A 24,157-nucleotide genomic window follows, 5' to 3' on the forward strand; every position below is an offset into this window, starting at 1 on the left:
ATTAGTCCAAAAAACGACTAATCAGAGCGGAAACTACCCTTTGAAATTCAAATTCTGAGCAGTGAATTTGATATTTCTCTCGAAAAAACACCCAAAAAACGGGGTAATTTTTTCTATAAACTATTACTTAATTCACTTCAAATCTTTAACAAGATTAGAATGAAAATAATAATCGTATTCATTCTAAAGCCAGTCTTTTCCGCTACAAAAAAACAATAGAGTAGGGGAATGAGCTTAACTATCGCATTAGAAAAACTAATGAATAGAGTAAAGATTAAAAGACTTTTTTTTGAATTTTTTAGCTGAATATACACCTATGAAATAGGTTCTATTTCACTATAAATCCGAAAAATACAAACTTTTTATAAATAACGAAAAAACATTGTGTTTGTTTAATTTCCGACTCCAACGGAGGAAATTAAATTACCAAGCAACAAAGTTGAAATTTAATTTTTAGCCAATAGTTTGAGTGAATAAGATTATTAATATTGTTTTTTACTTAATCAGATTCTCAGATATAAGAGCTGAGTTGGTCGCAAAATCAAGTTCCGATTCAGATTAAGTAAAAAACAATAAACAGCAATAATGCTTTTCTATGAAGGAAGGCAAATGAAAATTTTTTGCCTTTTATAATATGAAAGATGACTACAAAAAAATTAGAAGCCATTTTTTAATGAAGGCGTGAAACGCCGCTATTTACGATCTTTGCCACGTCATCACTCACCCATCACTCTGTATTTTAGTATAAAACCCTATGTAAAATCAAGTGTTGCTGGTCGGCGGCAAAGTCGTCACTACATATATGTAGTGACGACTTTGCTAAAGACATAACAACACTGGCAGAATGAGTTCACTCATATATTGTTAGTGGCGAACAATATATGAGGTTATTTCGGCATGCCGAAATAACCTCTAGCTTGATATTTTAGTTACAGGGGAGGGGGGGGGGTTGCGTATATCAATTTATCTAAATCGAGTCCAGGGATAACTCCCATAGCCTCGTAAGCTAATTTGGCTTTTTCGTTTCCTTCTTTGATGTCTTCTATAGTTACCGAATGATTTTTGTATGGCTCTAGAGAATGGAAGAGTTGCCTCATCAACTTACTCATTTTCTCTATCTTATTGTTTGTCGCGTTATTTGACATAAAGCCTGTTTGTTTTGCTGCTTGAAGCTTTCTTATACAAATATCATATTTAGCCAATAAAATTACTGCTTGATAACATAAATCAACTTTGAATGAGAATTCTCTTTCAACTGGATTTTCTGTTTCAGCAATAGATAAAGTAATGCCAACATTTTCTGCATCCTTGAAAGTGGCTTCACATTCTTGATGTGTTTTTTCAAAAAAAACTTTGGCTTTATCAAGAATTATCTCTGCTTGTTGATAGTAATATCTTGCATAAGGATTCTTATTATCGGCTTCTCTCTTTACTGTTTTTATTTTACTGGCAAAACCTAACAACCCAATAATAAAAAATTTATGAGGGTGCTTTTTGGCATCTGTGCCTTCAATAAGGTTTAGCGCATATTGAGTATGGAAAGTGATCTTTATTGTGGTTCTTAAATTTGCCCTTAGTTGTTTTTTTAATTTGCTAACTTGCGACATGATTTCTCACCTCCTACTTCTTCGGCGTAGTCTGGATTTCTCACAGCATGCCAAACAGTATTTAGTGGAATATTTAGGTTCTTGCTGACAGTTAAGAGATCACTTTTCAGATCACTGTTCTTTGTTGAGATTCTGTCATATTCGATTTTAGCCTCAAATAGATTTTCTGAATCTTGTCTACCGCTTGCGGATGTTGTGACCCTATAAGTTTTACGTAATCGAACGACTTGGATTTTTGAAATATGAAATAGGTCATGCAGGCAAGAAGTAGAAGCGCCTTTTTGCAAATACTCTATCAACAGAGCTTTCTGTTTTTGAACCTGTTCAATTGATTTCATCAACTTTTCTATTTTGACGAATGAAAGTTCAATTGTTAGTCGGTCATCATGCTTTTCAAATTCCATTAGTTGATGTGCATCTCTGATTAAAGAATCGACGCCACTAAAACCTGCCTCACTGATTTCTACAGCTAGATGGTTAGGTATGCAATTAATGCTTTGTAGGTCGTTGTGCTGTTTAACGGTAAGATTTACTAAACTGTGCATGAGTGTTGATGACAGGATACGTTGCTCTTTTTGGAACGAGCGTTCATCCAATTGAGATAACTGTCCTTTCATAAGGAATAAGCCTCTTTGTTAGTAATGAAAGAATATTTCGGCATGCCGAAATACTTATTTTATTTAGCTAAAAACTACTGAATGTGTAGTTTTTTGTAAATGTACCCTTTAAGGGTACAAAAAACAAGTTTTATGAAGAAAAAACGCAAAAAGTGTACCTTGTATGGGTCATTTTCTTGTTTTTTGGCGAATAAAAAGTTAGGTGGTGGGGATAGTTAGTAATTTCGGCATGCCGAAATCATGGTTTTTAAAGTTCAAGCATATTAAGATATTAAGATTACAGTTCCCCATAGATTATTGAATTAAATGATAAAACCTGAAGTCATAAAAGAATTTTCAGATGAAGACATTTCTAACCGGTTTGAGAAGTTATTTAAAAAAGTTAATATCACCAGGTTTGCAGAAGAGCATCGTTTAGCTCGGAAAACTTTATACAAAATGAAAGATTCTGGAGTAATGCCAAGAGGACTTCTATTGGACTTATGTAAAGAGGCAGATGTTAATCCTGTATTGATAGAGTTCTCACCCAAAGAGAGATTGTTTTTCTTTGATATGCTTTCCCAGTATGTTTGTAGTTCAGAGGTCTCGGACCTCTATAAGTTCGAATTTGAACAAGCAAAAAAACAAGGTGATAGCGAACTAATCGTGTCATTGAATTTAGTACACAAGCTATACCGAACTGGCAATTTGGATTCTTTCACATATATGAATGAGATTCGGAGTTTATTGTCTAACAAAAAATCTGTCGAATAGAAAATGACGGGTTAATGTATTTTTTTTTTTCTGAGTAGTTTATAAATCCTCCTACCCTAAAACTACTTGGTTAACTTAGTTGAAAAAACATCTGAATTTAACAGAAGAAGAGTTAACGTGGCTCACGCTCTTAAGTGAAACAACAACAAATAAAAAATTAATAAATTTTATAGTCAACTTGGACGATATATACAAGGGGGCTGATTCATATTTAAGCACCTTTGAGCTTCCTGGTTTCTGTTTGACAGAAGCTTTGATTGATAGCAAAAGATCGCACCCTAAATTCCAATCTAGAGCATTCCTGAGCGCTTTAAAAGACATGCCTTTTTTCAAAGTTGGCCTTCGGCTAGTTGGGGTTAATGGAGAGCGGTGGAATCCGACAACTGAGAGTATAAAAGCCTTTTCTATAAGGCATGCAACAAAAGAGGTTATCTATTATGAAAATCAGAGCTCTGATGAAACAATTTCATACTTCAAAAATAAACTTAGTCAGCTCTCCAAAATGGACAAATGAGAAATGCAATAACGATGAAACTCTAATAGCAGATATATATTACGATTCAGGTGTCGATAAAATTGTTTTTCAAAAGTTATATTTAGAGACTTTAAAGCGATACTTTTCAAAAGTTAAAGGTAGGCTAAGCGAAAAAAAAATGCTTTTGTCGATCCGGGAGGCATTGCGCAAAAGACGGTATCGTTATTTGCCTGATGGTGTTGCTGCCGAGGATGTTCATGGTTTAAAAGATGTTTGGACATACGCTACTTTTGTCAGTGGTTTGTTGTTGCCTTTGGAGGATGTAAGTATAGAAAAACTGTTGCAACAGATTTTGGATAAGACTGTTATCAAATGGTTAATTGATAAAAACGTATGGGATGAATTAATAAAATTCAATGATGAAAATATAGTCTCTAATAATGTACTGGCTCTCAAGGAATTTTATGGCGTTACACCTGAGAAAAAAATTAAAGAAGTAGTGAGCTCAATTCAAACAAATGTCATTAAGGATGGACCTGGTCATAACCAGTTGACTAATAGAGAAATAGGAAAGAATTGTTTAGATTGGTTATTTCGGCATGCCGAAAATGAAGGGCAATTTGCATATAAACAAGGAGATAAGCTCATAGTTAATACCCCCATAGCTTTTGTAGAGTATGGAAAGAAAAGCGGGTTTGCATGGAAATCCGCTCAAAAAGGGCTAATTAAGCTAGGTTTACATAAGCAGAATGAGGAAGACGGCTCTCCTTTTTGCAAGGTTGGTGACACAAATGTCATGGTTATTGGATGTAATACTGAATAGCTGGGAGTAGCTTTCTAAGGGCGATTTCTATATTGATAGGCATCATCCAGTTCAAAGCCAAAAGTGACACCATCATCAATAAACTCGTTGCCATCTTCGTCTAGTAAATAGATAGATTTATTATCGCTACTGTCTTTGCTATTACTGAGCATAGTTAATAAGCAAAACTTAGTTATTTTTGCAAATAAAGCCAAAACTACAAACAAGGCTACGAATATGAGTTTGAAAAGTTGTTTAAGAATATTCATCAGTTCTCCTTTCGTTGTAGGTTGTGTTGTTAGATAGGTATACGGATTTTTGGTTGTTTGCGCAATATTTATTTTGAGATATTTCTATATGTGTATAAGGGTTGATTTATTTTTGAAAAGTGAGGTTTAAAGGTGTATATTAATTTCAGTTTCGGCATGCCGAACTATTTTTTGGGTACTAATGCCCACCACTCAAAGGAGTTAAAAATGAAAAATAAAATTATCACTTCTGCACAGCAGAAAGGTGGGGTTGGTAAAACAACCACGCTTGTCAATAACGCCTACTATATTCAAGATTTGAATGCGTCCATGCGTAGAACTAGTAAAATATTGCTAATCGATTTTGATCCTCAAGAAAATCTAACCGATTCAGTCGTCAACGATGAAGAAAAATTAAATAGTTTGGTTGATGCTTCAATGCTATTTAAAAATGGATTTGATGTTAAAAATACACCTCCAATAAAAACGCATATCGAAGGTGTAGAATTAATAAGAGCAGGAGAAGCTTTATCTGATATTGAAGCTGCTGATTTTAGTGTAATTACTAAACCAAGAGAATATCTTAAAAAGTTAGACTACGGATACATTATGATAGATACCCCTCCAAGTTTGGGGCGCTTGTCTTTAGCTGCACTATGTGCTGCTAATTTTGCTTATTCTCCAATAATAATGGATGATTATTCTATCTCTGGATTAGAAAAGTTTTTGCTCACAGTAAATAGCATTAAGGCAGAATATAATCCTGATTTGCAGTTTTTAGGTATGCTTCCAAATTTGGTAGATTCTAAAGATAGGGCTCAGCTAGATAAACTAAAAGAAGCGCAAGATATGTGGGGTGAGATAATTTTCAAACACCATATCAAAAGATCATCTGCAATCCCGAAAGCGATAAGTGAAAAAAGAGCTATTTGGAGAAATCCTCCTAATGGCAATGCGGCTAAAGTTGGCAGGCAGGTTAAAGAGGTTTCACGAGAAGTTATTAAACGATGCATACTTTCTTCAAAAGAGGAGGTAGCAGCATGAGTATTGGAGCGATACAAGACCTTTTAAAAAAATCAAATTTAAACCAAAATCTTTCGGCAAAGGAGGATGAGTCTAAAAATCTCGATGATATTATTCATCATATAGAATTAGAATTGATTGAATTTGATAAAGAGCAACCGCGACAAGAGTTGGTGGAAGATGAAATCTACGACATTGTACGTACTCTAAGGGCTCCTGGTTCTAAGATTAATCAACCCATTACTGTTTGGCCTAAAAATAAAGAAGGAAAATATTTATTAAAGTATGGCGAAAAGAGAACCAGGGCCTCCTTGATCGCGGAAAGAAAAACTATACCTGCTGTTATTGATAGTCGTTATGATTATGACAATGAAGAACATAGAGCTATAAATTTTGCTGAACAATATATTGAAAATAATGCTCGTGGTGGGCTACAACCGTTGGATGATTGTGTCGCCTTAGCTAAATTAAAAACAATGTTTGGAAATTTAAAAGATGTGATGATGTATGTTGGAGCTAAATCACAGGGGACTATTTCTGATAAAATAAAAGTATCTGAAATTAAAACAAATCCCAGGTATGATTTCTTAAAAGATTTCTATTATGATGAAGAGCTGAAGTTAAAAGACCTAACGATTTTTAGGAACCTTATTAAAGTTATTGAGAAAAATGAAGAACATTATGAACAGATCAAAACAAAAGTAATTACCGCAGTAGAAAAGAAAGCTTTAAATAGAACATGGGTAGAGGGTTTGTTAGCATATGATTTTGATAAAAATGAAGCTCCATACGAGCTTGGTAGCGATTCTAAAAAAGAAAAAAAGATTAAGGAAAAAAACTCTAAGCCCGCTGATGATTTGCCGAAAAGTTATAAAGTTCGGCCAGTAAAAAAAGCAAAGGTGTTAGGGCGAGTTTCAATTGACGGTAGAAAAAAAGTAAACTGTCAATTGCTTCTGGATCGTATTGATAATGAAGAGGGTTATGTATGGGTGTTAGAAGAGGGTGCTGATGAGCCTACTCGCGTAAACCTTTCAAAGTTGTCTCTGACCGAAATACTATAATTATGAAAGTTAACAAAACTGCATGGAATATTTCAGTTAATTATCGCTCTAACTACCTTAGCGAAGTGCAACAATATTTCAATTTCTCTCCATCTCAGCTAGCGACTTTACTAACAGAAGTTGCTTGTAAGGCTGGCTATACGAAAAGAACAAAGCCAATCACTGGAGGATTATTGATAGCCGATGCAAAGTCAGGCAAAGCTCCGTTGTGGCTTTGTCGGGCTGCATTAGACCTTATACTAGCTCAGGGATATTTACCTGAGTCAGATGAAGAGTGGATATCTATGGTGTCTTTGCTTGTGTTAGACGAAGAGTATTCCTTGTCTAAAAGGTTTGTCGAATCTCTACCTAAACAAATTAATAAATATGCTTTTAAAGAATGGGTAGAAATAGCAGCATAAATAGTATTTTCGTCAAAACGGCATTAAAGGTGTTCTAAATTTGATATTTATCAAAATTAGGCATAGAATATAACTATTCAAATTTACAACTGACTCCTTAACAGTATATTTGAGGAACCAAAGTTCGTTTACACTTTAAAAGTAAACACTTTGCGTTAAATGGAATTCTCAATCGAGTGACGCGCTAGCAATAGTAATTCTTTTCTTTTTTTAACCCGTTGGGGATACATTCCCAACAGGGTATTCGTATCTCTACTAATCTATTTTTGGAGATACAAAATGGCTGAATTTATTTCAATTAATGGTCAAGTTCTTATTAAACCTTCTTGTAAAGACCATGCAGAAGAAATTGCTGATAGGTTTGGAGAGTTGGGGATCACTGCTGGTTATATGTCAACAATTCTTACACTCACTGTTTCAGGAGTGTTTGAATTAGATGTATCAGCCGAATGTGTGATTAGCGAAAGTCTTGCTTTTCGGGAAATAATTCGAGAGTTAGACCATATCATGTGTTCTGGTTCCATGATTTCGATTAGTCAACCAGACGAAAACGACCCATGGAATACTGTTGTTGAATTGAATTGTAAACCTGCTGTTGTACGTCAACAGAAACTTTACCTTCCAAAAGCAACAGTTGTTAGAGTACCTAAGTAAATAAAACCCAATTTCATTAATTTGAAGTTGGGTTTTTTACTAGTAAACCCGTCTTTTCTGTAGTTACGGTTTAATGTTGCGAATTTTTTACGTAGACGTGATATTGACGCAACTGATTTTAACAAGGGTTTACTATGAAATTTATATCTATAATTATATTTTTACTCTTCGCAAGTGCTTCTAGCGCGAATAGTTACGTCCAATCCAGCCGCTATGCAGAAATAGATATATCTGCCAAACAAGAACAAATAGACCCTCTTTCTGTTGTGATTAATTTTTCATTTCCGAGAGAAACATCTACTGTTGGTGATGCCTTATATCTAATAACAGCTCCTTCTGGATATCGCTTCAAACTAGATGAGCTTGATATCGCTTATATTCTTTTTGAAATGCCACTTCCAGAAGTCCATAAACAGCTAGGGCCAATGACATTGAGAAATGCAATAAGCATTCTAGCTGGAAAAGGTTTTACCCCTCAGGTAGACGAGGCTACTAGGTTAATTTCATTCACATCATCAAGTGAGTCAATAAAAAATTTACAGGTTCGCTTATTTAAAGAATCTTGGTTATCAAAACGCACCAAAACAATAAAAGCGAATACATCGATAGTGAGTGAACCTAGAGATAGAACTGAGCAATTGGATGTTAGTAATCAAGAGTCGAAAAGAGCCGAACAAGCATCGAGGATCGACACCAATAACCATAAATCGTATTTAGTCCAGAAAGGCGATTCAGTTTCTAAAATTGCGGCCAGGTTGGGAATTGATTACTCGGAATTATTTTCATTTGAATTGGTAAATGAAAATCCTCACGCTTTTATTCAAGATGACCCTAATAAATTATTGGCTGGTAAAATAATACAGGTGCCTTCGCTATGAAAAAAATAAAAATTATTTTTTTAGTCTTAACTACCTTACTTATAACTTCATGCAGTGTTGATGAAGAGGTTTTAAATTCTCTAGCAACAAAAGAAGAAGTTTCATTGATGAATGAGTCCATAGAACAAAGAAAACTAGAGTTAAAAAATGTGTTAGATGTTTTGGATTCAAAGGTTAGTGAAATAGAAAAATTAAAAGGCGTTATTGAAGAGTATTCTAAGAAAATTGAAAAGTTGAGAAAAGACCAAGAGTTCATTGCTGAATTGCGACTTGTTGATTTTTCGCAGATAACTGAAACAAAAGCTGAAATTGAAGAACTTAAATTGATTATTTCAAAAAAAGAAAAAGAAAGTAAAAAACAAGAAATAGCTTTGAAAAAACAAAAGATTTTAAGAAAGAATAGGCTTGAGGTTTCTCTCTCTCAAATTAACACCTGGGGGGATAGGTTAGTTGCTATTTTACATTTTCCCAAGGAAGGCTTCAAAACACTTTCAACTAATCATCAGGTAGGGAATGGTTGGGAGATTTCAAAAATTGAAAAAACAAATGTTTATTTTGTTCATAAGTCTGGTGCTAAGAAGAGTTTAAAATTATGAAGCCAATACTAATCAGTATTATTTTATTATTTTTTTGCGGAAACCTTTTTGCAATTGAAATAACTAAAACTGAGAAAACTTTCACGGCTACAAATTATTATATAAGTAATAGCCAAGCGGCTGAAATGTGGAAGTTGTCTGAGTCTGATATTGAAGCATATAAGCTAATTATGGCAGGCCCAAGAGGGAATTTTTCTCCTGGTATAGCTCCGCCTTTAGCTTTAGCATTGGAGACAGATAATAAGGCTGAAAGAATAAAGTATTTAACTATCTACGCTCAACTTGAGTATGAAAGAACCCAAAAAGACCTAGCTGTTTCGCAATTGTATAGAAAAATATTCGACGACCTTTACTCTGGTCCTGTAATTAAAACCGATATGTTATTTAGTAAGAACGAAGAATATATTAGGCCAGGTGACCGATTTGTAGTATTTATAGACAATAACTGTAATGATTGTAAATTAAAAATACTTAACGACTTAATAAAAACATCTAACTTTCCAAATAACCCGACAGATATTTATGTTAAAGGGCTGTCTGGAGAGTCAGAGTTACATGCTTGGGCATCAGCTAACAGTATAAAGGTAGAAGACGTTCAGAAGGGTTTAGTGACTCTCAACTTAATGCAGTCAAATACGATGCAGTTTTTAGAAACAACTGATTACGCAATTTTTGTGTTAAGAAATGATTCCCTTTTTTCTTTCTATAATTAAATTCGCCTGTTGTTTACTCTTTTTCGGCTCTTCTTTTGTGAGAGCTGAGGTTCCCCCTTTTTATAAAATGATCGCAAAAGAACAGTCTGTACCTGAAGCACTATTGTATTCAATTGCCTTACAAGAAAGTGGTTATTCTTTTTATGGTAAACGCAAGCCTTGGCCTTGGACGCTTAACATTTGTGGAAAGGGTATTTATTTAGATTCAAAAAAAGAGGCTGAAGAATTTTTAAGGGAAGCGGTACAGGTTGGTTGTAGTGTAGATGTTGGGTTGTTTCAAATACATTGGCAGACTCACCATAATAATTTTAGTTCATTTTCACAAGCGCTAGACCCAATTTATAACATGAGGGTTGGAGCACATATTCTATTCACTCAATACCAAAAGTCTCATGATTGGTTTCTTGCTACTGGTCATTATCATAGCCCAAACAACAAAGCCAGGGCTTCTAACTATCGAGATAGTGTATATAAAATATTAGCAAAGGTGATTCAATGAAATCTTTAATATTTTTCCTTCTTCTGATCACTTCTTTTGTGACTCAGGCGCAAAAACTAACAGTACTTTACGATACTGGTAAAGCTACTTTGTATAATAAAAATTCTGATTCGGATATTCGTTTAGAGCGGCCTGACCCAATTAAGGTTCTAGAGTCACAATTTCCAATTAGGTCGAAATTATGGAGTGTTGAATATTTTAAATCTAAGAAAGTAAATTTCCCTAATATGCGTTCACCAATATTTCTTATTGGATGTGATGACACTTCTCTTGCATGGATACAACATCGAAAAGAATTCATTGCAGAAAACAGGATATTAGGTTTCGTGATTAACTGTAAATCATATGAAGATTATAACGAGTTAAAAGCAGCAATTTACCCTATCGTTGTACAACCTGCTAATTTGGATAAGTTAGCCACTCATCTAAACCACTCCAAATATCCCGCTTATATACATAAAGAGGCTATCGAACAATGACAGATAAATATGAAGTAGAAAATTTATTGAGACCGCCGATTGAGTTGCAGTCGGCCATTGTATCAGCGATTTTTACAATTGCTTGTATTATAGCCCCTCATATGTTTTCTATTTCTCAGGAGGTGGGGTACGGGTTTGCTATTCTCTTTTCAATTCCTACAATTATCCGAGCCCATCAAGGTTTTGTTATTCTGCGTTACCATCGAAATATTAAGCGGCTACCTAGATATGTTCTTTCACTATCAAAACTAAAAATTTCATCGAGTTATCTTTTTATGGGGCGAGGTTTTAAATGGAGGGAAGGGCATACTGAACGCCTCTACGCTGCACGTGAACGGAAAAATGAAAGATATGTAAAGCTATCATCTATTTATCAATGGGTAAGAAATTTTGAATACCAGGTAGAACGAGGAAAGCTTAAGTTTATTGCAAAAGTAACTGCTATGGATGTGTTTTTTAACCCTTTTAGAAAATTGCCTGACGTCGGTGGAGATCCTGTTTTACATGGCGTCGGGATTACGGATGAAAGAGACATTACTATGCGTTTGGATAATCGATATGGTCATCATATCGTTTGTGGTTCAACGCGAGTAGGAAAATCGAGAAAGCTGGAATTGTACTTAACTCAAGATATTCATAGAAATAAAGACGATCTTATCGTTGTGATTGACCCAAAGGGGGACGCAGATATTTTACGTCGAACATATGTTGAAGCAAAGGCAGCCGGGCGATTGTCGGAACTGATGATTTTTCATTTAGGCTATCCAGAAATTTCTTGTGCTTATAATCCATTAGAATCATTTACGAAATTAACAGAATTATCTACTAGAGTAACGGGTGGTCTTCCTGAAAATGGAAACGCTAGAGCGTTCAAAGATTATGCTTGGCAGTTTACTAATGTTTTCTCAAAGGGACTATTTTTTGTTGGTGAAGTACCAAACTATACTCGTATAAAGTCAGCATTTAAACGACCTGATTTAGTGCTGATTAAATATGCAGAGAAACTTTTAAAATCAAAGGAGATAAATTACGAACTGGAAGTAGAATCCATTTTAAGCGACCTTAAAAAAAGAAAGCAAAAATCAAATAATACTAGATCACTAAAAGCTGATGCTCTATGCATTTTTGTTAGAGACAATGAGGTATACGATGCAACTTTGGAAGACCTGATCTACATACACAAACAAGATTCTGAATATTTTGCAAAAATTTCTTCCGCAATAGGCCCGTTCCTAGAAAAAGTCACATCTGGTAAGGTTGGTGAAATTCTTTCAGGAACATCAACAAAAGATAATCCGAAACCAGTGCTAGATTGGATGGAACTCTATAAGCGTGGTGGAATTGTCTATATCGGTTTAGATGCTTTAACTGATGTTGAAACTGGTGGTGCTGTTGCTGAAGCTACATTTGCTGCATTAACTTCATTAGCTGGTTATATTTATAAACATGATGTTGATGCTGATACTCCTTTTTCTACTGCAAAAAAACGCAATATTATCATTCATGGTGATGAGCTTTCAGACCTGATTGGGCCTAAGTTTGTTCCTTTGGCAAACAAAGGCGGTGGTGCTGGTGTTCAATTAACATTGTATACGCAAACTATGAGTGACATTGAAGTTAAGCTCGGTAATGAAGCAAGAGCCAATCAAGTTCTAACAAATATCAACACTATTGAGTTTATGCGTGTGCAAGATGAAAAGACTGCAAAGTTAATGATTAATAAACTACCCGAAGTTAATGTTTCAATAATTACTGCTGTTTCAGGAGTCAGTGATAATGCTGGGCAGGGTGGAACTGTAGGTTTTGTATCTCAAAATGAAGATAGAACCACAACACAACGCGTTCCGATGCTCCAGGTTGCGGATATTGCTGGGCTACCAAAAGGGCAATCGTTCTGTTTAATGGATGGCAATCAGTTATATAAATTAAGGGCTCCAATGCCATCTAAAAAAGATCACGAATCATTACCTTCGAGTATTTTTGATGTGGCAGTCAAAATGGAAGAAGCTTATAAATCTGACATAGAGTGGGGGTCACTTCGAGATGTCGCGTGAACGAGAAACAAGGCAGGCTAGCACAACTAATAATGTTATCGGTTTTCTATTCAATACAGTTTTTTTAATCATTGTAAGTTTGTTTCTCAGTATAGTTGTTGAATGGTTAGGATTGAGTTTCGGCTGGTGGGAATTTGGTTCAGAACACTCTTTGGATATGATAAAAAGAGAATTGAGCTATTCAAACGATAACTTAAGAAAAGAGTTCTATTATACAGATGGAGGTGGGTGGACTAGCAATATTTTACGCTATTACATGTTAGGCATGCATGCCCTATTTTATTGGTGTTCGCAAATTGCTAATTATGTTTTTGATAACCCTGAACTTATTGTTGTCTATATGGAATCTGGATACAACATATCTGTTGTCTTTGGATTACGAATTCTTCTTGTTGTTTATTCGATTCCTCTTTTTGTTATGGTATTTCTTTGGGCTTTTGTAGATGGCCTCACCGAAAGAGACTTACGCAGATTTGGCGCTGGTCGGGAAAGTTCGACAATTTTTGAAGCTTCACGAAGAATGCTCTTCCCGCTACTAATAATACCATTTCTTATTTATCTTTCATTTCCTACGTCTGTTAATCCAATGCTTATAATCGCACCCTCTGCGATTATTCAAGCATTTCTTTATAGAGTCCTTTTTTCTAAATATAAAAAATATCTTTAAACCGTCGATTTCAAAAATACGGTTTAAACTATTGAAACTCGCTCCAGTATGTTTTTATAACAAAACAAATTACGAGAGCGAGTACTAATCCAATGCGTCTAATCACTTTCATTTTATTTATTTTTTTCAGCAATGCTACTTACGCTCAGGATTTTGAGCGGGTCGAGCTGGCGAACTATTTGAGAGAACTGAACAAGATAGACCGTATTTACCAAAATGCAAAAATACATAGTGATACAAAAAAACTATACCGTTTCAAATATAAAAACTTTGAAAAGGATTTAGCGAAAATAAAAGAAGGTATTAAAGATTATCTTGAAGCTCCTAAAAGAGAGCCTAAAATCCTTACTAATAAAAATGAGCCTGTTGGTGGAAAATATTAACTATGTCTACTGCTGAGCAAATCGCAGCTTTCTTAGCCGGTTCCGGCATTTCTATGTCGGATCTAAAGATTCTTTTCGCATCGATTTTGATGTCGTTAACTTTCATTTTCGTAATGATCATGATGAGAGGTAATCATCGAAGTTGGTCGGGAGGATACATTGACCTAGCAGAGTACGCAAGTAGAACTATTGGGTTGGTGTTCATATTGTTAATCATTACTTACTTAGTTAACTAAAGAGAAAGGAAAAAATATGAAGAAAATTACTAAACTACACACCTGGATTAAAGCTGCTGTGGCGACAATGGTTATATCCTTGTCTTCAATAGTATCTGCTGAAATGCCCGTAGTCGAAGCAAATTCCGATGGCGTTGGTGCAACGGGTGGATTATGGGCATTCTTAACCGGATGGTTTAAAGACATTATGGTTTGGATACCGTTAGGTTTAATGAGTGTTGCTACTATTTGGGTTGCGTGGTCCTTACTGCAAAAAGTCCTCAATGAGCGCCAACAAGAAAAGCCAAACTGGGGTAGCGTGTTAAGTCACGCCGCTGGTTGTGTTCTTTTGCTGGTTGTTACCGTATTCTTAGGTAACGCGACTATTAATGTTTGGGCATAGTTACGCTTCTTATGAAAGAGCCTAATTTCATACCGGATAGGCTTAATGAACAACCCCCTGTAATGAGGGGGTGTTCTTGGCCTGAGCTTCACTCTATTATTCGAAATAGCTTTGCTATTGCTTTTCCAATTGCTCTATCTCTTGCTGTTTGGTGGGATAATTATTCTACGATGTTAGGTTCGATTCCGGTATTCGCTGGAATTTCTTTTTGGCTTTTAACTGGACAATTAGCAAAGAAAAAAAATGGTAGGCCAGTAGGATATTTTACCATTCTAGCAAACCTAAAAAAGCAACGAAGAGGGTTTGGGAAGTTTTATATCGAATATGATGGTTACTGGAAAATTACAAAGGATTAAAGATGAATACATTTTCATATTCAAATCTACTAAAAGGTGTTGGGTATACTAATATCTTTCTTTTTATCATAGTTATTATGCTTGTTGGGTTAGCAATATTACAAAACCGTTCAATTGATTTGGCTAGAAAGGAGCTTACTATTCGTTTTGAGTCAGACTTAAGGTCTGGCACTGTTAGAAAAGCTTGGGAAATACCAAATGTTTTCGTCTATGGTTTTGCTTTAACTATTGTTCAGAAAATAAATAACTGGCAAAAAGATGGTGGTGACGATTATCAAGCAAATCTTAATATGTTACAAAATTACATCACGCCTCATTGTCGGGAGTTCTTAAGTAAAGATATCAAGAAAAAGAATAGTACAGGCCAGTTACGTAATAGACTAAGAATCATTCAAGAAATGTCTGGTGTAGGGTTCCATGAAGACAATAGCGTAAGAATGGTTAAACGAGGTGAGTGGAATGTTGACTTAAGCCTCAATCTTAAAGAATTTATCAATAATAAGGTAGTTAAGCATAGAGATGTTTTTTGGCCTGTGAGAATAGTAGAGTTCAATATTGACCCAGAAAAAAACAGACAGGGCTTAGCGCTAGATTGTTATTATAAAAAGCCACAAATTCTAAAAGACCATAGGCTAGAAGAAAGATATACTGAGGTACCTGAATCATGAAATATTCACCATCAATCCTACTTTTTATAGTGCTCTTATTTTCCTCAAACACATATTCTAAAACAGGTGGAAAAATTGATGATGTTTACTATTCTGCAAAACCAGTTAGCATGATTGCATCAGTTAAAAAAGATTCATACATTTATTTTCCGAACCCTGTTAGATTAAAAGACGACTTTCTTAATTATGCTGAAGTTGTGGTTACTAATGACGTAGTAGTTTTTAATGCAATAAGAGAGTTTGATTCAAGAAAGTTTGTTTTTCAGGATCTGAAGACAGAAAAAATCTATATATTCAACATATCTGCTAACACATCGAGTGACCCAAGACATGTAAGATTGCTTTTACCAGATACTAATGAAGATGGTGAGCGTAGTGTTAAATCAAAAGGGAATGCATATGTATCACTCACTCAACATGCATCAATGAGTCTGTACTACCCTCTACGCTATGCTCCTGTATCTAAAAGTATTCGTGAAGTCAGGGTTAAAGAAGGTAATGCGAATTACTTTATTTCGTTTAATGGAATCGCAAACCCGATTAAAGCATGGAAAGGATTTGGGTATTTCGTAACCGCAGTAAAGATCACGAATTTGGAGTCAAAGAAAATTGAAATAGACCCACGAATACATTTTCGAGGAGATTGGGTGTTTCTTACTCCTCAGCACAGTTGGCTAGCTTCACATGCAGATAGACAGAAAAATATTACAACTGTATATGTTATTTCAAAGAGGCCATTTTGGGAGTCGTTATTATGAATAGCAATAAACTTATTTATGGAGGGGTAGGGTTAGCAATTGTTTTTTTAATGATACTTTACTTCTCTACTGATGATGCAGGTAATAGTGCATATAAAGTTGAACAGCGACCAGTCTCTACTAGAATTGAGCCGGTGAAAAGTCTACAAGGTGACACAACAGCCGATAGCTACGCTTCTTTGCAGGAAACCATTAATAAAGGCATTGAAGAGAACAATAAAATTGAAAAAACAAATAAATCTCTCCAAAGACAAATTAAGCAAATGAAGGTGCAAATGGAGCAATTGGCTAAACGTCAATCTTTAATTGACGGAGAGAATATTTCAAAAGGTAAAAATATAGACTTCAATCCACCGCTCGAGAAAGATTTGTCAAAAAACAATGTCGATTCAGAAAAGCAAAAACTGATTGAAAAGACGAACCAATATGTCCCAAAGAAAAATAAGTTTCATCCTAATAAAGATGATAACGGCTTTCAACTAGACCAAAAGTTTGATTTTGGTAAAGGTCTAGGTCTATCAAAATTTGGAAATAGTAACAGACAACCTCAAAACGCCACTAGAGAATACAAAAAGAATGACCCTAATGCCGGTTGGATTATGCCTATAGAAACTGCACCTATATTAAAGGCTCAATCACATACGGCAAAAAATACTACAACAAACCCAAATAGTAACAAAGAGAATCTAAAGGTCTACCCATCAATGACAATCGCAGATAATTCGGTTATTTATGATGCTAAAGCTCTTACCTATCTCGTTGGAAGAATACCCGTGGGTGGAAGAGTTGCCGACCCATATCCAGTTAAGATTATAGTTGGAAGTGAAATATTGATCGCTAACGGACATAACTTGCCTGGAATCGAAGGGATGATCTTTTCAGGGTATGCGACAGGTGATATGAATTTAAAATGTGTTAGAGCGGAAATGAACTCGTACACTTTTGTTTTTGAAGATGGTCGAAAAGTCTCTTACAGAGAAAAGCCTCAAGCGAAAGGAGGAAAAGAACCACTAGCATATTTATCAGATACATTTGGTTTACCATGTGTTGTCGGTGAGTTTGTTTCAAATGTTGCGGAGTTTCTTACTATACAATCTGGTCTATCTGCTCTTTCTGCTGCTGGCGAGGCATATGCCGCTGCTCAAACAACAACGAGTACAACTAGCTTGGGTGGTGGTACATCTGCTGTAACAGGTGACCAAGGCAAGTATGTAATGGGAAAAGTAGAGACAGGTGCAACTGAAGATATTCGCAAATGGTTTTTAGATCGGCAATCTAATAGTGTGGATGCCGTTGTTGTAAAGTCTGGTTCAGAGGTATCGATACATGTGAACCGAGATATTCAACTAGACTATGATGAGGCCGCTAGAAAAATTGATTATCATTTTAGTTTGGTTGATTCAGATAGCCTTGATTAAATTAGGAGAGAAAAATGTTATCCAAAATGACTAGTCTACCGACCATGATTATACTTCTTTTGATAGTTTCTGGTTGTGCAACAAAAATGAGTGATTTTGCTGACGAAAATGGCCAAACAATGAAGGATATTTATGATGGTACTTTCAATGAGCAAATATCAAATAAAGACAGCACAAAACACCAAAACAACCAGCGTATCATTCGAGAGGGCGTTGTTGATTTAAGAGGCTATACGCGAGATTCAAATAATGAAACTAACATCCTATTCAAGCGAATATCGAATCCTATATTAGTTGGTTACGTTTATCCTCATTTAACCAAAGATGGGATTCCAATACCGGCTTACAGTATTCCTTTTAGAATGTCACCCAAGGATTATTTTGCAATGCCCGGTGAGGAACAAGGATTTGAATAGTCTTATAGTTGGTTTACTGAATTTTCAACCTTAAAATATTTTTGTTGCATGTTAGCCCTAGTCCCCAACTAGGGCTTTTTTTTGAATTCAAGAAAGCGTCGAATGCAAAAGTACGGTTTAACATTGCGGTTGTAGAGTGTAATAGGGATATTGTGTATCTTAATTATATAGGAACTACTCCAATCTAAATACTACGGTGAATTGCGATGCTAAAGTTTTTTGACAGCCAGTCAAGTGTCAAAGCAAAGGATAAAAGAGCACTTTATAAGGGTGGAAAATCTGTCTATGAATTTTTGCCCTGGGTTGATTACGAACCTAAAAGTAAATTATGGTTACTTGAAGATGGTCATTCTGTTTGTACTATGATTGATATTCAACCAAAGGCATGTGAAGCAAGGCCCGAACAGTATCTAAAAGAAATCGATGATTCAATAAACACATGTATTAGTGCAATTCCTCAAACTGATCCCCCTTTTATTGTTCAATTTTTTGTTTACAACGAGGAGTCACTTAGAGAATTGAGAACTCGTATTTATAACCATATACCAAAAGAGCACAGGGATACCGTTCTAACACAAGATTTCATAAATAAGTTTTCAGAGCATCTTGACTTAGTATCAAAAAATACTGGTGTTTTTCATGACTCAGATATTACCGATTCTTTATGGTTTGCCAAAACATACAACGTAAAGGCCTGCATTTATCGAAAACTAGATTCTTTGGAAGAACTTGAAGAAGGTGTTTCGGCAACAGATGAGCTTTTAGAAGTGTCAGAAACCCTTATAAAAAGCTTAAATGGTATTGGTGTAAAATCTAAACGAGTAGGGCAGCAGGAATTATACGAATGGCTTTTTCCATTTTTTAATGACCTTAGCGAATTTGATGGTTCTGTTGATAAATTATTAGAAGAACACCCTTATCCTGGGGACGAAAACCTACCGTTTGGCACTGACTTAGTTAAACTATTATTTTTGGATGAGCCTAGGTCAAATGTTGAGCAAGGTACTTGGTCTTTCGGGAAAACTTTAAGTAAGGCATATACTGTTAATGCATACCGCAAAATACCAAAAATTGGTCATTTGTCGGCAGAGAGACGTCACTCTGAAAAATACTATGCAGTATTCGATAAGTTTCCTAGTGGAACAATGACTAACATTACCGTTGTTATTCAACAGTCTTCAGCAACAAAATTCTATATAAATGATATTAAAAACTCTTCAAAAGGTGATAGTGCCGAAGCAAGAAAGGCTAAGAAACAAGCTGATGCCGCATTGGACCACATAGAAGAAAATGATTTTTTATATCCAGTAGTAACGACTGTTTATATGCGAGGTAACACTATTGAAGAATTGAACAAAAACATTCGAACAGTTAAATCACTACTAATGAATAATGATATTCATCTTATAGAATCACGAGATGACCTTATACCATTAAATTCGTTTTGTACTCAATTGCCATTCTGTTATGACTTTAAGAATGATACGAAAGACATTCGATCACGCTTACTTTTCATTTCACAAATATCAAAACTTTTGCCGTTATATGGACGTTCGAGAGGGACCGGTAATCCAGGTTTGGTATTTTTTAATCGTGGTGCTGAAGACTTTTCTTTTGATATTTTAAAAGACAGGTCAAGTAATGCCTTTGGTGGAATTTTAGGTCCACCAGGTTCGGGAAAATCTGCTCTTCTTTGTTTTATGATCTGGATGTGGGCGGCTATATATAGGCCTCGCTTTTTCATTCTTGAAAAAGGTGACAGCTTCAAATTGTTAGGTCAATTTTTCTTGAAAATGGGGCTTAGTGTTAATCGTTGCACACTAAAACCAGGTGCTAAAGTATCCTTACCTCCATTCGCCAATGCAATAAGAATGGTTGAAGAGGAAGAGGGAGATTTCGGCTGTGTAAACACGAAAATTTCTGAATCTCAATTGGACAACGAAAATTATACAGAAGCATATAAAGATGATGAAAATATCGATGAAAAACGCGATTGGCTAGGAGAAATGGAGCTGTTAGCCAGGGTAATGATAACATCTGGCGAAAAGCGAGAAGAGTATGATTTACGCACTGAGCACAAGGTTGCTATACGACAAGCAATAAAAAATGCAGCTATAACTAGAATAGCCGAAATAAAAGCAGATCCAAATCTTGAGGAAAATGAGAAGCTTGTTCGACCAGTACATGTAGTAAAGGAGTTATATAAGTTATCTGATGAGGCCCCAGATAGCAGCGCTGAAAAAGACAAATTAAGGGCAATGGCTAAATCTATGTCTCGTTACATGGATGGCTTTGAAAACTACCTTTTTAATCGAGGTGGGGAATCCATGCCAGAAGTTGATGTAACCATAATGGACTTTGGTTTACTCGCTAACGAGGGTTATGAGGGGCAACTTGCATTAACCTTTATGACTCAAATGCAAGAAATTTGTTCGATTGCTGAGAGAGACCAATATTCGGGTAGACCAATCATTGTGATTGGAGATGAAGCGCATCTATTTTTGAAAAATGCACTCTTAGCTCCTTATATGGTAAAGATTTGCAAAATGTTTCGTAAGTTGAATACTTGGCCTTGGTTAGCTACTCAAAACCTTGCTGACTGGGCAGATGAATCAAAAAAAATGCTCACTATGTTTGAATGGTTCATCGCAATGGACTGCCCAAAAGAAGAAGTAGAACAAGTTTCAAAGTTTAGAGATTTGGACGATAACCAAAAACAATTAATGATGAGCTGTCATAAGATGAGAGGCTTGTATACAGAAGGTGTTGTCTTGAGCAAGTCTATGCCTCCCGCTTTGTTTAGAAATGTGCCTCCGAGTTTCGCTCTTTCGGTCGCTATGACCGACCCCGATGAAAAAACTGTGCGCCGTAAAATAATGGAAAAATATTCTGTCGATGAGTTGGGCGCAGTAGAAATTATTGCTAAACAAATTAGCACCAAGAGGACTGCACTGTGAAAATATATTTAATAATTTTATTGATTTTTTCTAAAAACTTGCTGGCTGTTGAGCCAGATAAAATGATAGTTGTCGTAAATGATGAGCAAAAATCTCAACTAACAGGGGTAGTGGATGTTTCTAATTACCTTAATAAAAAAAATGCTGATTTCAAGATATATTCTCTCGATGATGTAAATAATTTTGAGAGAAAACAGTCAGAAGGCTTACCGGCAGATGAAGAAAAAGCAAAAGAAATAATTAAAAAAAAATATGACAAATTAGGAGAGAAAAACCTTCAACAGATGATTATGAAAGCGTATGCAGCAAAGATACTAACCTTGCGTTTTCAATTAGAAAAATATCCAGCCATTATATTCGATGACTCTGTTGTCGTTTATGGAGAATTTAATTTAAACAATGCGTTAAATGCGTACCTGGAAATGGAGGAAAACCAATGAAGCTAGTTATAATGATACTTATTTCCTTCCTTTCTCTTTCAGCAGTTGCAGAGCCAGGCGACGTAACTATTGAAGACTTGTTTGTAGATCCCATTACCGCTAATAGCTCTTGTATTGATTATTGTTTTGAGGGGGTTTGCTTTTGGTTAAAATGTAAAGCGTTCCCACCTAGTTGTAGCATTAAAACCAGTCTTCGAGTTAGCCATAGAAACCCTGACTTAATTGTTTCTTCATATCCAAAGTTAGGCGCTAACCCCTGGAAAGAGTTTAGAGAACTTTTTCAGGGCCTTCAGGAGGATATTGGGCAACAAGTTATCAATTGGCTTGGAAGCGGGCCAGAACAGATTGTTGGTGGAGGAGAAGGTGTCTCAACCCCCAGTCAGGGTGGAGGAGGTGACCAAACAATATCAACTACATTTAGAGAAGTTGATGCGGTTGGTTATTTCTATGACTTTGTTGATATCAGTGATGAGCTGTATTGTGGGAATAATACGACTAGTTTTGTTCCACATTACTCAAGCGCATTTGATGGTTTTTTATGGCGAACCGGCGTGACAGATTTTTTGTACACGCCATTTATTTTTACTGATGTTATTGGAATTCCTTATCTACAAGAGTGGGGAAGTATCTATTGGCGAACAGGTTTTGTTAAGCAGCTTAATCCTGCTAAAGCTAATGCTTTACTTTCAATGAGAGCTGTTCACGTAGCGAGCCGTAGCACAGAACCAAGAATATACTTTTCTGCTACTGGTACTCCCAGTTCTGGTCAACGGTTTTTTAAAATACCTGCACCTCTCGAAGTTGACAGCGATGAAACTGTTTGGCAAATGATTCATCCTAAAAAGGAAGATAGCTGCCTTGTATTTGATCGTGTGGCTGATAATGAAGATGTCAACAATGACACCTGGTCAGAGGGTAGATGGTCAGACAATCAATCAGATTCAGTTTATAACGTATGGCGGCCCTACGAATGCTGTAAGAAGAAAGGCCAATCTTATCTGTTTTCAATTCAAGTACAAGTCTGTATTTAAAGGTGTTCCCAATGTATAAGTATTTAAAGATATTTTTATTAAGCGTATTGTTTATTTCGAGCGCGACTTTTGTTGAACCGGTATCAACAGCAACTTCGCCAACAGGTGATTCAATGTTTTACTATCGCCTTGGTGGAGGTCGGGTTTTTCGAGCTGTTCCTCGATGGGAGGTTACAACGATCAATCTCAGTCTAAGAGGTACGCTAACCGGATTGACTTGTGGAGGCTTTGACCCAAAAGTAACTATTGCAAACACTATGAATAGGGTAAAAGATGGGTTAGAAGATATGTACGCGCAAATGGAAGCGGCTGCATCTGCAGCCGTTGCTAATTTGCCAGGCTACATTTTAAGTAAGATAAACCCTAACTTATATGATCTCTTTATGAATTCTATTGCACAGGCTGAGACAAGATTTTCCTTAGCTACCAAATCATGTGAAAAAATTGAAGCAGAAATTAGAAATGGTGGAGACCCTTTTGAGGAGTTCATGACTGTTTCTATTGGTGATACATGGAAGGCGGGGGTTGGGACAAATGGAGTAGATATTGTTGACCTTGAAGAGCAAGCTGAAAGTGAAGCTAGAAATAACGGACTGGCACATCCGTGTCACGGCAGAGCGGGTGGATTAAACCAACCAAACTTTGAAGTTTTGGGTGATGTTTCAGAAGTCGGCTACAACCGTTTGCTAAATCGGTCAGCTTGCTTGACATCTAACATAACCGTTACTCCTTCTGTTCCTCCATTGGTTCAAAAGTTTAACAGTCCTGGTGCAGTCAGAACATGGGTAAATCAAGTTGTTGGAGAGGTTAGTGTTGATGTTAGTGTTAATGGAGACCCAAGCTCAACACCAGGAGCAGGTTTATTACCAAAAATAAATTCTCGGAAAGACGAAGTATATGCAAAACTTGAAGACCTCTATGAAGGAAGTTCAGACCTAACATTGGCGAACCTAAAAGAAGTTTCAGCGCCAGGAGTATTAATCACCGCTCAGGTTATCGAGGGAATGCGTACTCTTTCGCCTCAAGATGCACAAATTTTCATGGCTCGAATAGCTGACGAAGTCGGTGTTGCTGACACTATTGATTCAGCGTTGCTCGTTAGAAGAACTTTGGCTACTGGCCAAAGGGAAACTGAGTTTTTTGCTAATAATTCGGTTCAAAAACACTCAAATAAAGCAATTTCAGAAATTGACAAGGAAATTGATTTAGTCATGAAGGAAAACGAAGTTAGAAAGAAATTGCTGGGTGAGTCTGTTCCTCTTTTGTTAAATATGGTTAGAGCAAAAGAAACCACAAGTCTGCTTGAGGTGCCAGTTCATCCTCAATCTGAAAGAAAACTAAGAGATGGTAGCGTTAAAAATTAAAGGATAACTATGTTCAAAAATCTTTGTAAATTTGTTGCCAAAAACCGCTATACATTTGCATTTTCATTGCTATTGATTGTGTTTTCTCTTTATAGCTTTTATTACAGCATTCGAACTGGTGACTTATTTATAATTTCTGATAGCCCATTCTTACAGTGGGCACTCCGAACCGTTCGATTTCTAATATATATAGGTTTGGCTACCTGGATTAACTTTAAAAT

28 protein-coding genes are annotated in these 24,157 nt (G+C 35.9%); 25 read left to right on the forward strand and 3 right to left on the reverse strand.

Annotated elements, in window-relative coordinates; genetic code table 11:
• Positions 1 to 929 precede the first annotated feature (929 nt).
• Positions 930 to 1,607, reverse strand: a complete 678-nt coding sequence (locus ABVT42_RS19085; RefSeq protein ID WP_353897511.1) for a PFL_4669 family integrating conjugative element protein — start codon at positions 1,605 to 1,607, stop codon at positions 930 to 932.
• Positions 1,586 to 2,224, reverse strand: a complete 639-nt coding sequence (locus ABVT42_RS19090) for an STY4526/YPO1902 family pathogenicity island replication protein (protein ID WP_353897512.1) — start codon at positions 2,222 to 2,224, stop codon at positions 1,586 to 1,588. The genes ABVT42_RS19085 and ABVT42_RS19090 overlap by 22 nt, the downstream gene beginning before the upstream one ends.
• A gap of 832 nt (positions 2,225 to 3,056) precedes the next feature.
• On the opposite strand from ABVT42_RS19090, the gene ABVT42_RS19095 reads away from it, so the two are divergent.
• A complete protein-coding gene (locus ABVT42_RS19095) occupies positions 3,057 to 3,491 on the forward strand; it encodes a hypothetical protein (protein WP_353897513.1) in 435 nt (144 codons plus the stop codon).
• Positions 3,433 to 4,275, forward strand: coding sequence for a hypothetical protein (locus ABVT42_RS19100; protein ID WP_353897514.1), 843 nt, complete (start codon positions 3,433 to 3,435; stop codon positions 4,273 to 4,275). Before ABVT42_RS19095 ends, ABVT42_RS19100 begins: the two co-directional genes overlap by 59 nt.
• Before the next feature lie 14 nt (positions 4,276 to 4,289).
• Here the strand turns inward: ABVT42_RS19100 and ABVT42_RS19105 are convergent, their stop codons facing one another.
• The gene (locus ABVT42_RS19105) at positions 4,290 to 4,523 is read right to left on the reverse strand and encodes a hypothetical protein (RefSeq protein ID WP_353897515.1); all 234 of its coding nucleotides are present in this window, start codon (positions 4,521 to 4,523) and stop codon (positions 4,290 to 4,292) included.
• A 207-nt stretch (positions 4,524 to 4,730) separates the two neighbouring features.
• Between ABVT42_RS19105 and ABVT42_RS19110 the strand changes: the two genes are divergently transcribed.
• The 23 genes from ABVT42_RS19110 (at position 4,731) to ABVT42_RS19220 (ending at position 23,936) form a co-directional block, all read left to right on the forward strand.
• Positions 4,731 to 5,546: a ParA family protein gene (locus tag ABVT42_RS19110; protein ID WP_353897516.1), complete on the forward strand. Its 816-nt coding sequence runs from the start codon at positions 4,731 to 4,733 to the stop codon at positions 5,544 to 5,546.
• Positions 5,543 to 6,586 (forward strand): ParB/RepB/Spo0J family partition protein, encoded by a 1,044-nt coding sequence (locus ABVT42_RS19115; protein WP_353897517.1) that lies wholly within the window; start codon positions 5,543 to 5,545, stop codon positions 6,584 to 6,586. Before ABVT42_RS19110 ends, ABVT42_RS19115 begins: the two co-directional genes overlap by 4 nt.
• Before the next feature lie 2 nt (positions 6,587 to 6,588).
• Positions 6,589 to 6,987 carry a hypothetical protein gene (locus tag ABVT42_RS19120; RefSeq protein ID WP_353897518.1) on the forward strand — a complete coding sequence of 133 codons (399 nt, stop codon included), beginning with the start codon at positions 6,589 to 6,591 and terminating at the stop codon, positions 6,985 to 6,987.
• A 279-nt stretch (positions 6,988 to 7,266) separates the two neighbouring features.
• Complete coding sequence (locus tag ABVT42_RS19125) at positions 7,267 to 7,641, forward strand: hypothetical protein (RefSeq protein WP_353897519.1); 375 nt, start codon at positions 7,267 to 7,269, stop codon at positions 7,639 to 7,641.
• A gap of 134 nt (positions 7,642 to 7,775) precedes the next feature.
• Complete coding sequence (gene pilL2, locus ABVT42_RS19130; protein ID WP_353897520.1) at positions 7,776 to 8,519, forward strand: PFGI-1 class ICE element type IV pilus protein PilL2; 744 nt, start codon at positions 7,776 to 7,778, stop codon at positions 8,517 to 8,519.
• A complete protein-coding gene (locus tag ABVT42_RS19135) occupies positions 8,516 to 9,115 on the forward strand; it encodes a hypothetical protein (protein WP_353897521.1) in 600 nt (199 codons plus the stop codon). Before pilL2 ends, ABVT42_RS19135 begins: the two co-directional genes overlap by 4 nt.
• Complete coding sequence (locus tag ABVT42_RS19140; RefSeq protein ID WP_353897522.1) at positions 9,112 to 9,828, forward strand: hypothetical protein; 717 nt, start codon at positions 9,112 to 9,114, stop codon at positions 9,826 to 9,828. Before ABVT42_RS19135 ends, ABVT42_RS19140 begins: the two co-directional genes overlap by 4 nt.
• Positions 9,829 to 9,895: 67 nt before the next feature.
• Positions 9,896 to 10,327: a transglycosylase SLT domain-containing protein gene (locus tag ABVT42_RS19145; RefSeq protein ID WP_353897523.1), complete on the forward strand. Its 432-nt coding sequence runs from the start codon at positions 9,896 to 9,898 to the stop codon at positions 10,325 to 10,327.
• Positions 10,324 to 10,806, forward strand: a complete 483-nt coding sequence (locus ABVT42_RS19150) for a PFL_4695 family integrating conjugative element protein (protein ID WP_353897524.1) — start codon at positions 10,324 to 10,326, stop codon at positions 10,804 to 10,806. The genes ABVT42_RS19145 and ABVT42_RS19150 overlap by 4 nt, the downstream gene beginning before the upstream one ends.
• Complete coding sequence (traD, locus tag ABVT42_RS19155) at positions 10,803 to 12,860, forward strand: type IV conjugative transfer system coupling protein TraD (protein ID WP_353897525.1); 2,058 nt, start codon at positions 10,803 to 10,805, stop codon at positions 12,858 to 12,860. The genes ABVT42_RS19150 and traD overlap by 4 nt, the downstream gene beginning before the upstream one ends.
• Positions 12,850 to 13,527: a TIGR03747 family integrating conjugative element membrane protein gene (locus ABVT42_RS19160; RefSeq protein ID WP_353897526.1), complete on the forward strand. Its 678-nt coding sequence runs from the start codon at positions 12,850 to 12,852 to the stop codon at positions 13,525 to 13,527. Before traD ends, ABVT42_RS19160 begins: the two co-directional genes overlap by 11 nt.
• Positions 13,528 to 13,619: 92 nt before the next feature.
• Positions 13,620 to 13,910 (forward strand): integrative conjugative element protein, RAQPRD family, encoded by a 291-nt coding sequence (locus ABVT42_RS19165; protein WP_353897527.1) that lies wholly within the window; start codon positions 13,620 to 13,622, stop codon positions 13,908 to 13,910.
• Positions 13,911 to 13,912: 2 nt separating this feature from the next.
• Entirely contained in the window at positions 13,913 to 14,146 is a 234-nt protein-coding gene (locus ABVT42_RS19170; RefSeq protein ID WP_353897528.1) for a DUF3262 family protein, read from the forward strand.
• 16 nt (positions 14,147 to 14,162) lie between these two features.
• Positions 14,163 to 14,528: a DUF2976 domain-containing protein gene (locus tag ABVT42_RS19175; RefSeq protein WP_353897529.1), complete on the forward strand. Its 366-nt coding sequence runs from the start codon at positions 14,163 to 14,165 to the stop codon at positions 14,526 to 14,528.
• A gap of 11 nt (positions 14,529 to 14,539) precedes the next feature.
• Entirely contained in the window at positions 14,540 to 14,884 is a 345-nt protein-coding gene (locus tag ABVT42_RS19180) for a DUF3487 family protein (RefSeq protein ID WP_353897530.1), read from the forward strand.
• Between the two features lie 2 nt (positions 14,885 to 14,886).
• Positions 14,887 to 15,552, forward strand: a complete 666-nt coding sequence (locus ABVT42_RS19185) for a PFL_4703 family integrating conjugative element protein (protein ID WP_353897531.1) — start codon at positions 14,887 to 14,889, stop codon at positions 15,550 to 15,552.
• Positions 15,549 to 16,310, forward strand: a complete 762-nt coding sequence (locus ABVT42_RS19190; protein ID WP_353897532.1) for a DUF3438 family protein — start codon at positions 15,549 to 15,551, stop codon at positions 16,308 to 16,310. Before ABVT42_RS19185 ends, ABVT42_RS19190 begins: the two co-directional genes overlap by 4 nt.
• Positions 16,307 to 17,728 (forward strand): TIGR03752 family integrating conjugative element protein, encoded by a 1,422-nt coding sequence (locus tag ABVT42_RS19195; protein ID WP_353897533.1) that lies wholly within the window; start codon positions 16,307 to 16,309, stop codon positions 17,726 to 17,728. The genes ABVT42_RS19190 and ABVT42_RS19195 overlap by 4 nt, the downstream gene beginning before the upstream one ends.
• Positions 17,729 to 17,742: 14 nt before the next feature.
• Positions 17,743 to 18,144: a TIGR03751 family conjugal transfer lipoprotein gene (locus ABVT42_RS19200; RefSeq protein WP_353897534.1), complete on the forward strand. Its 402-nt coding sequence runs from the start codon at positions 17,743 to 17,745 to the stop codon at positions 18,142 to 18,144.
• 206 nt (positions 18,145 to 18,350) lie between these two features.
• A complete protein-coding gene (locus ABVT42_RS19205; RefSeq protein ID WP_353897535.1) occupies positions 18,351 to 21,101 on the forward strand; it encodes a conjugative transfer ATPase in 2,751 nt (916 codons plus the stop codon).
• Positions 21,098 to 21,541, forward strand: a complete 444-nt coding sequence (locus ABVT42_RS19210) for a TIGR03757 family integrating conjugative element protein (protein ID WP_353897536.1) — start codon at positions 21,098 to 21,100, stop codon at positions 21,539 to 21,541. The genes ABVT42_RS19205 and ABVT42_RS19210 overlap by 4 nt, the downstream gene beginning before the upstream one ends.
• Positions 21,538 to 22,572, forward strand: coding sequence for a TIGR03756 family integrating conjugative element protein (locus tag ABVT42_RS19215; RefSeq protein ID WP_353897537.1), 1,035 nt, complete (start codon positions 21,538 to 21,540; stop codon positions 22,570 to 22,572). The genes ABVT42_RS19210 and ABVT42_RS19215 overlap by 4 nt, the downstream gene beginning before the upstream one ends.
• 11 nt (positions 22,573 to 22,583) lie before the next feature.
• Positions 22,584 to 23,936, forward strand: coding sequence for an integrating conjugative element protein (locus ABVT42_RS19220; RefSeq protein WP_353897538.1), 1,353 nt, complete (start codon positions 22,584 to 22,586; stop codon positions 23,934 to 23,936).
• Positions 23,937 to 24,157 lie beyond the last annotated feature (221 nt).

Source organism: Aliikangiella maris, assembly GCF_040719265.1.
GTDB classification, from domain to species: domain Bacteria; phylum Pseudomonadota; class Gammaproteobacteria; order Enterobacterales; family Kangiellaceae; genus Aliikangiella; species Aliikangiella maris.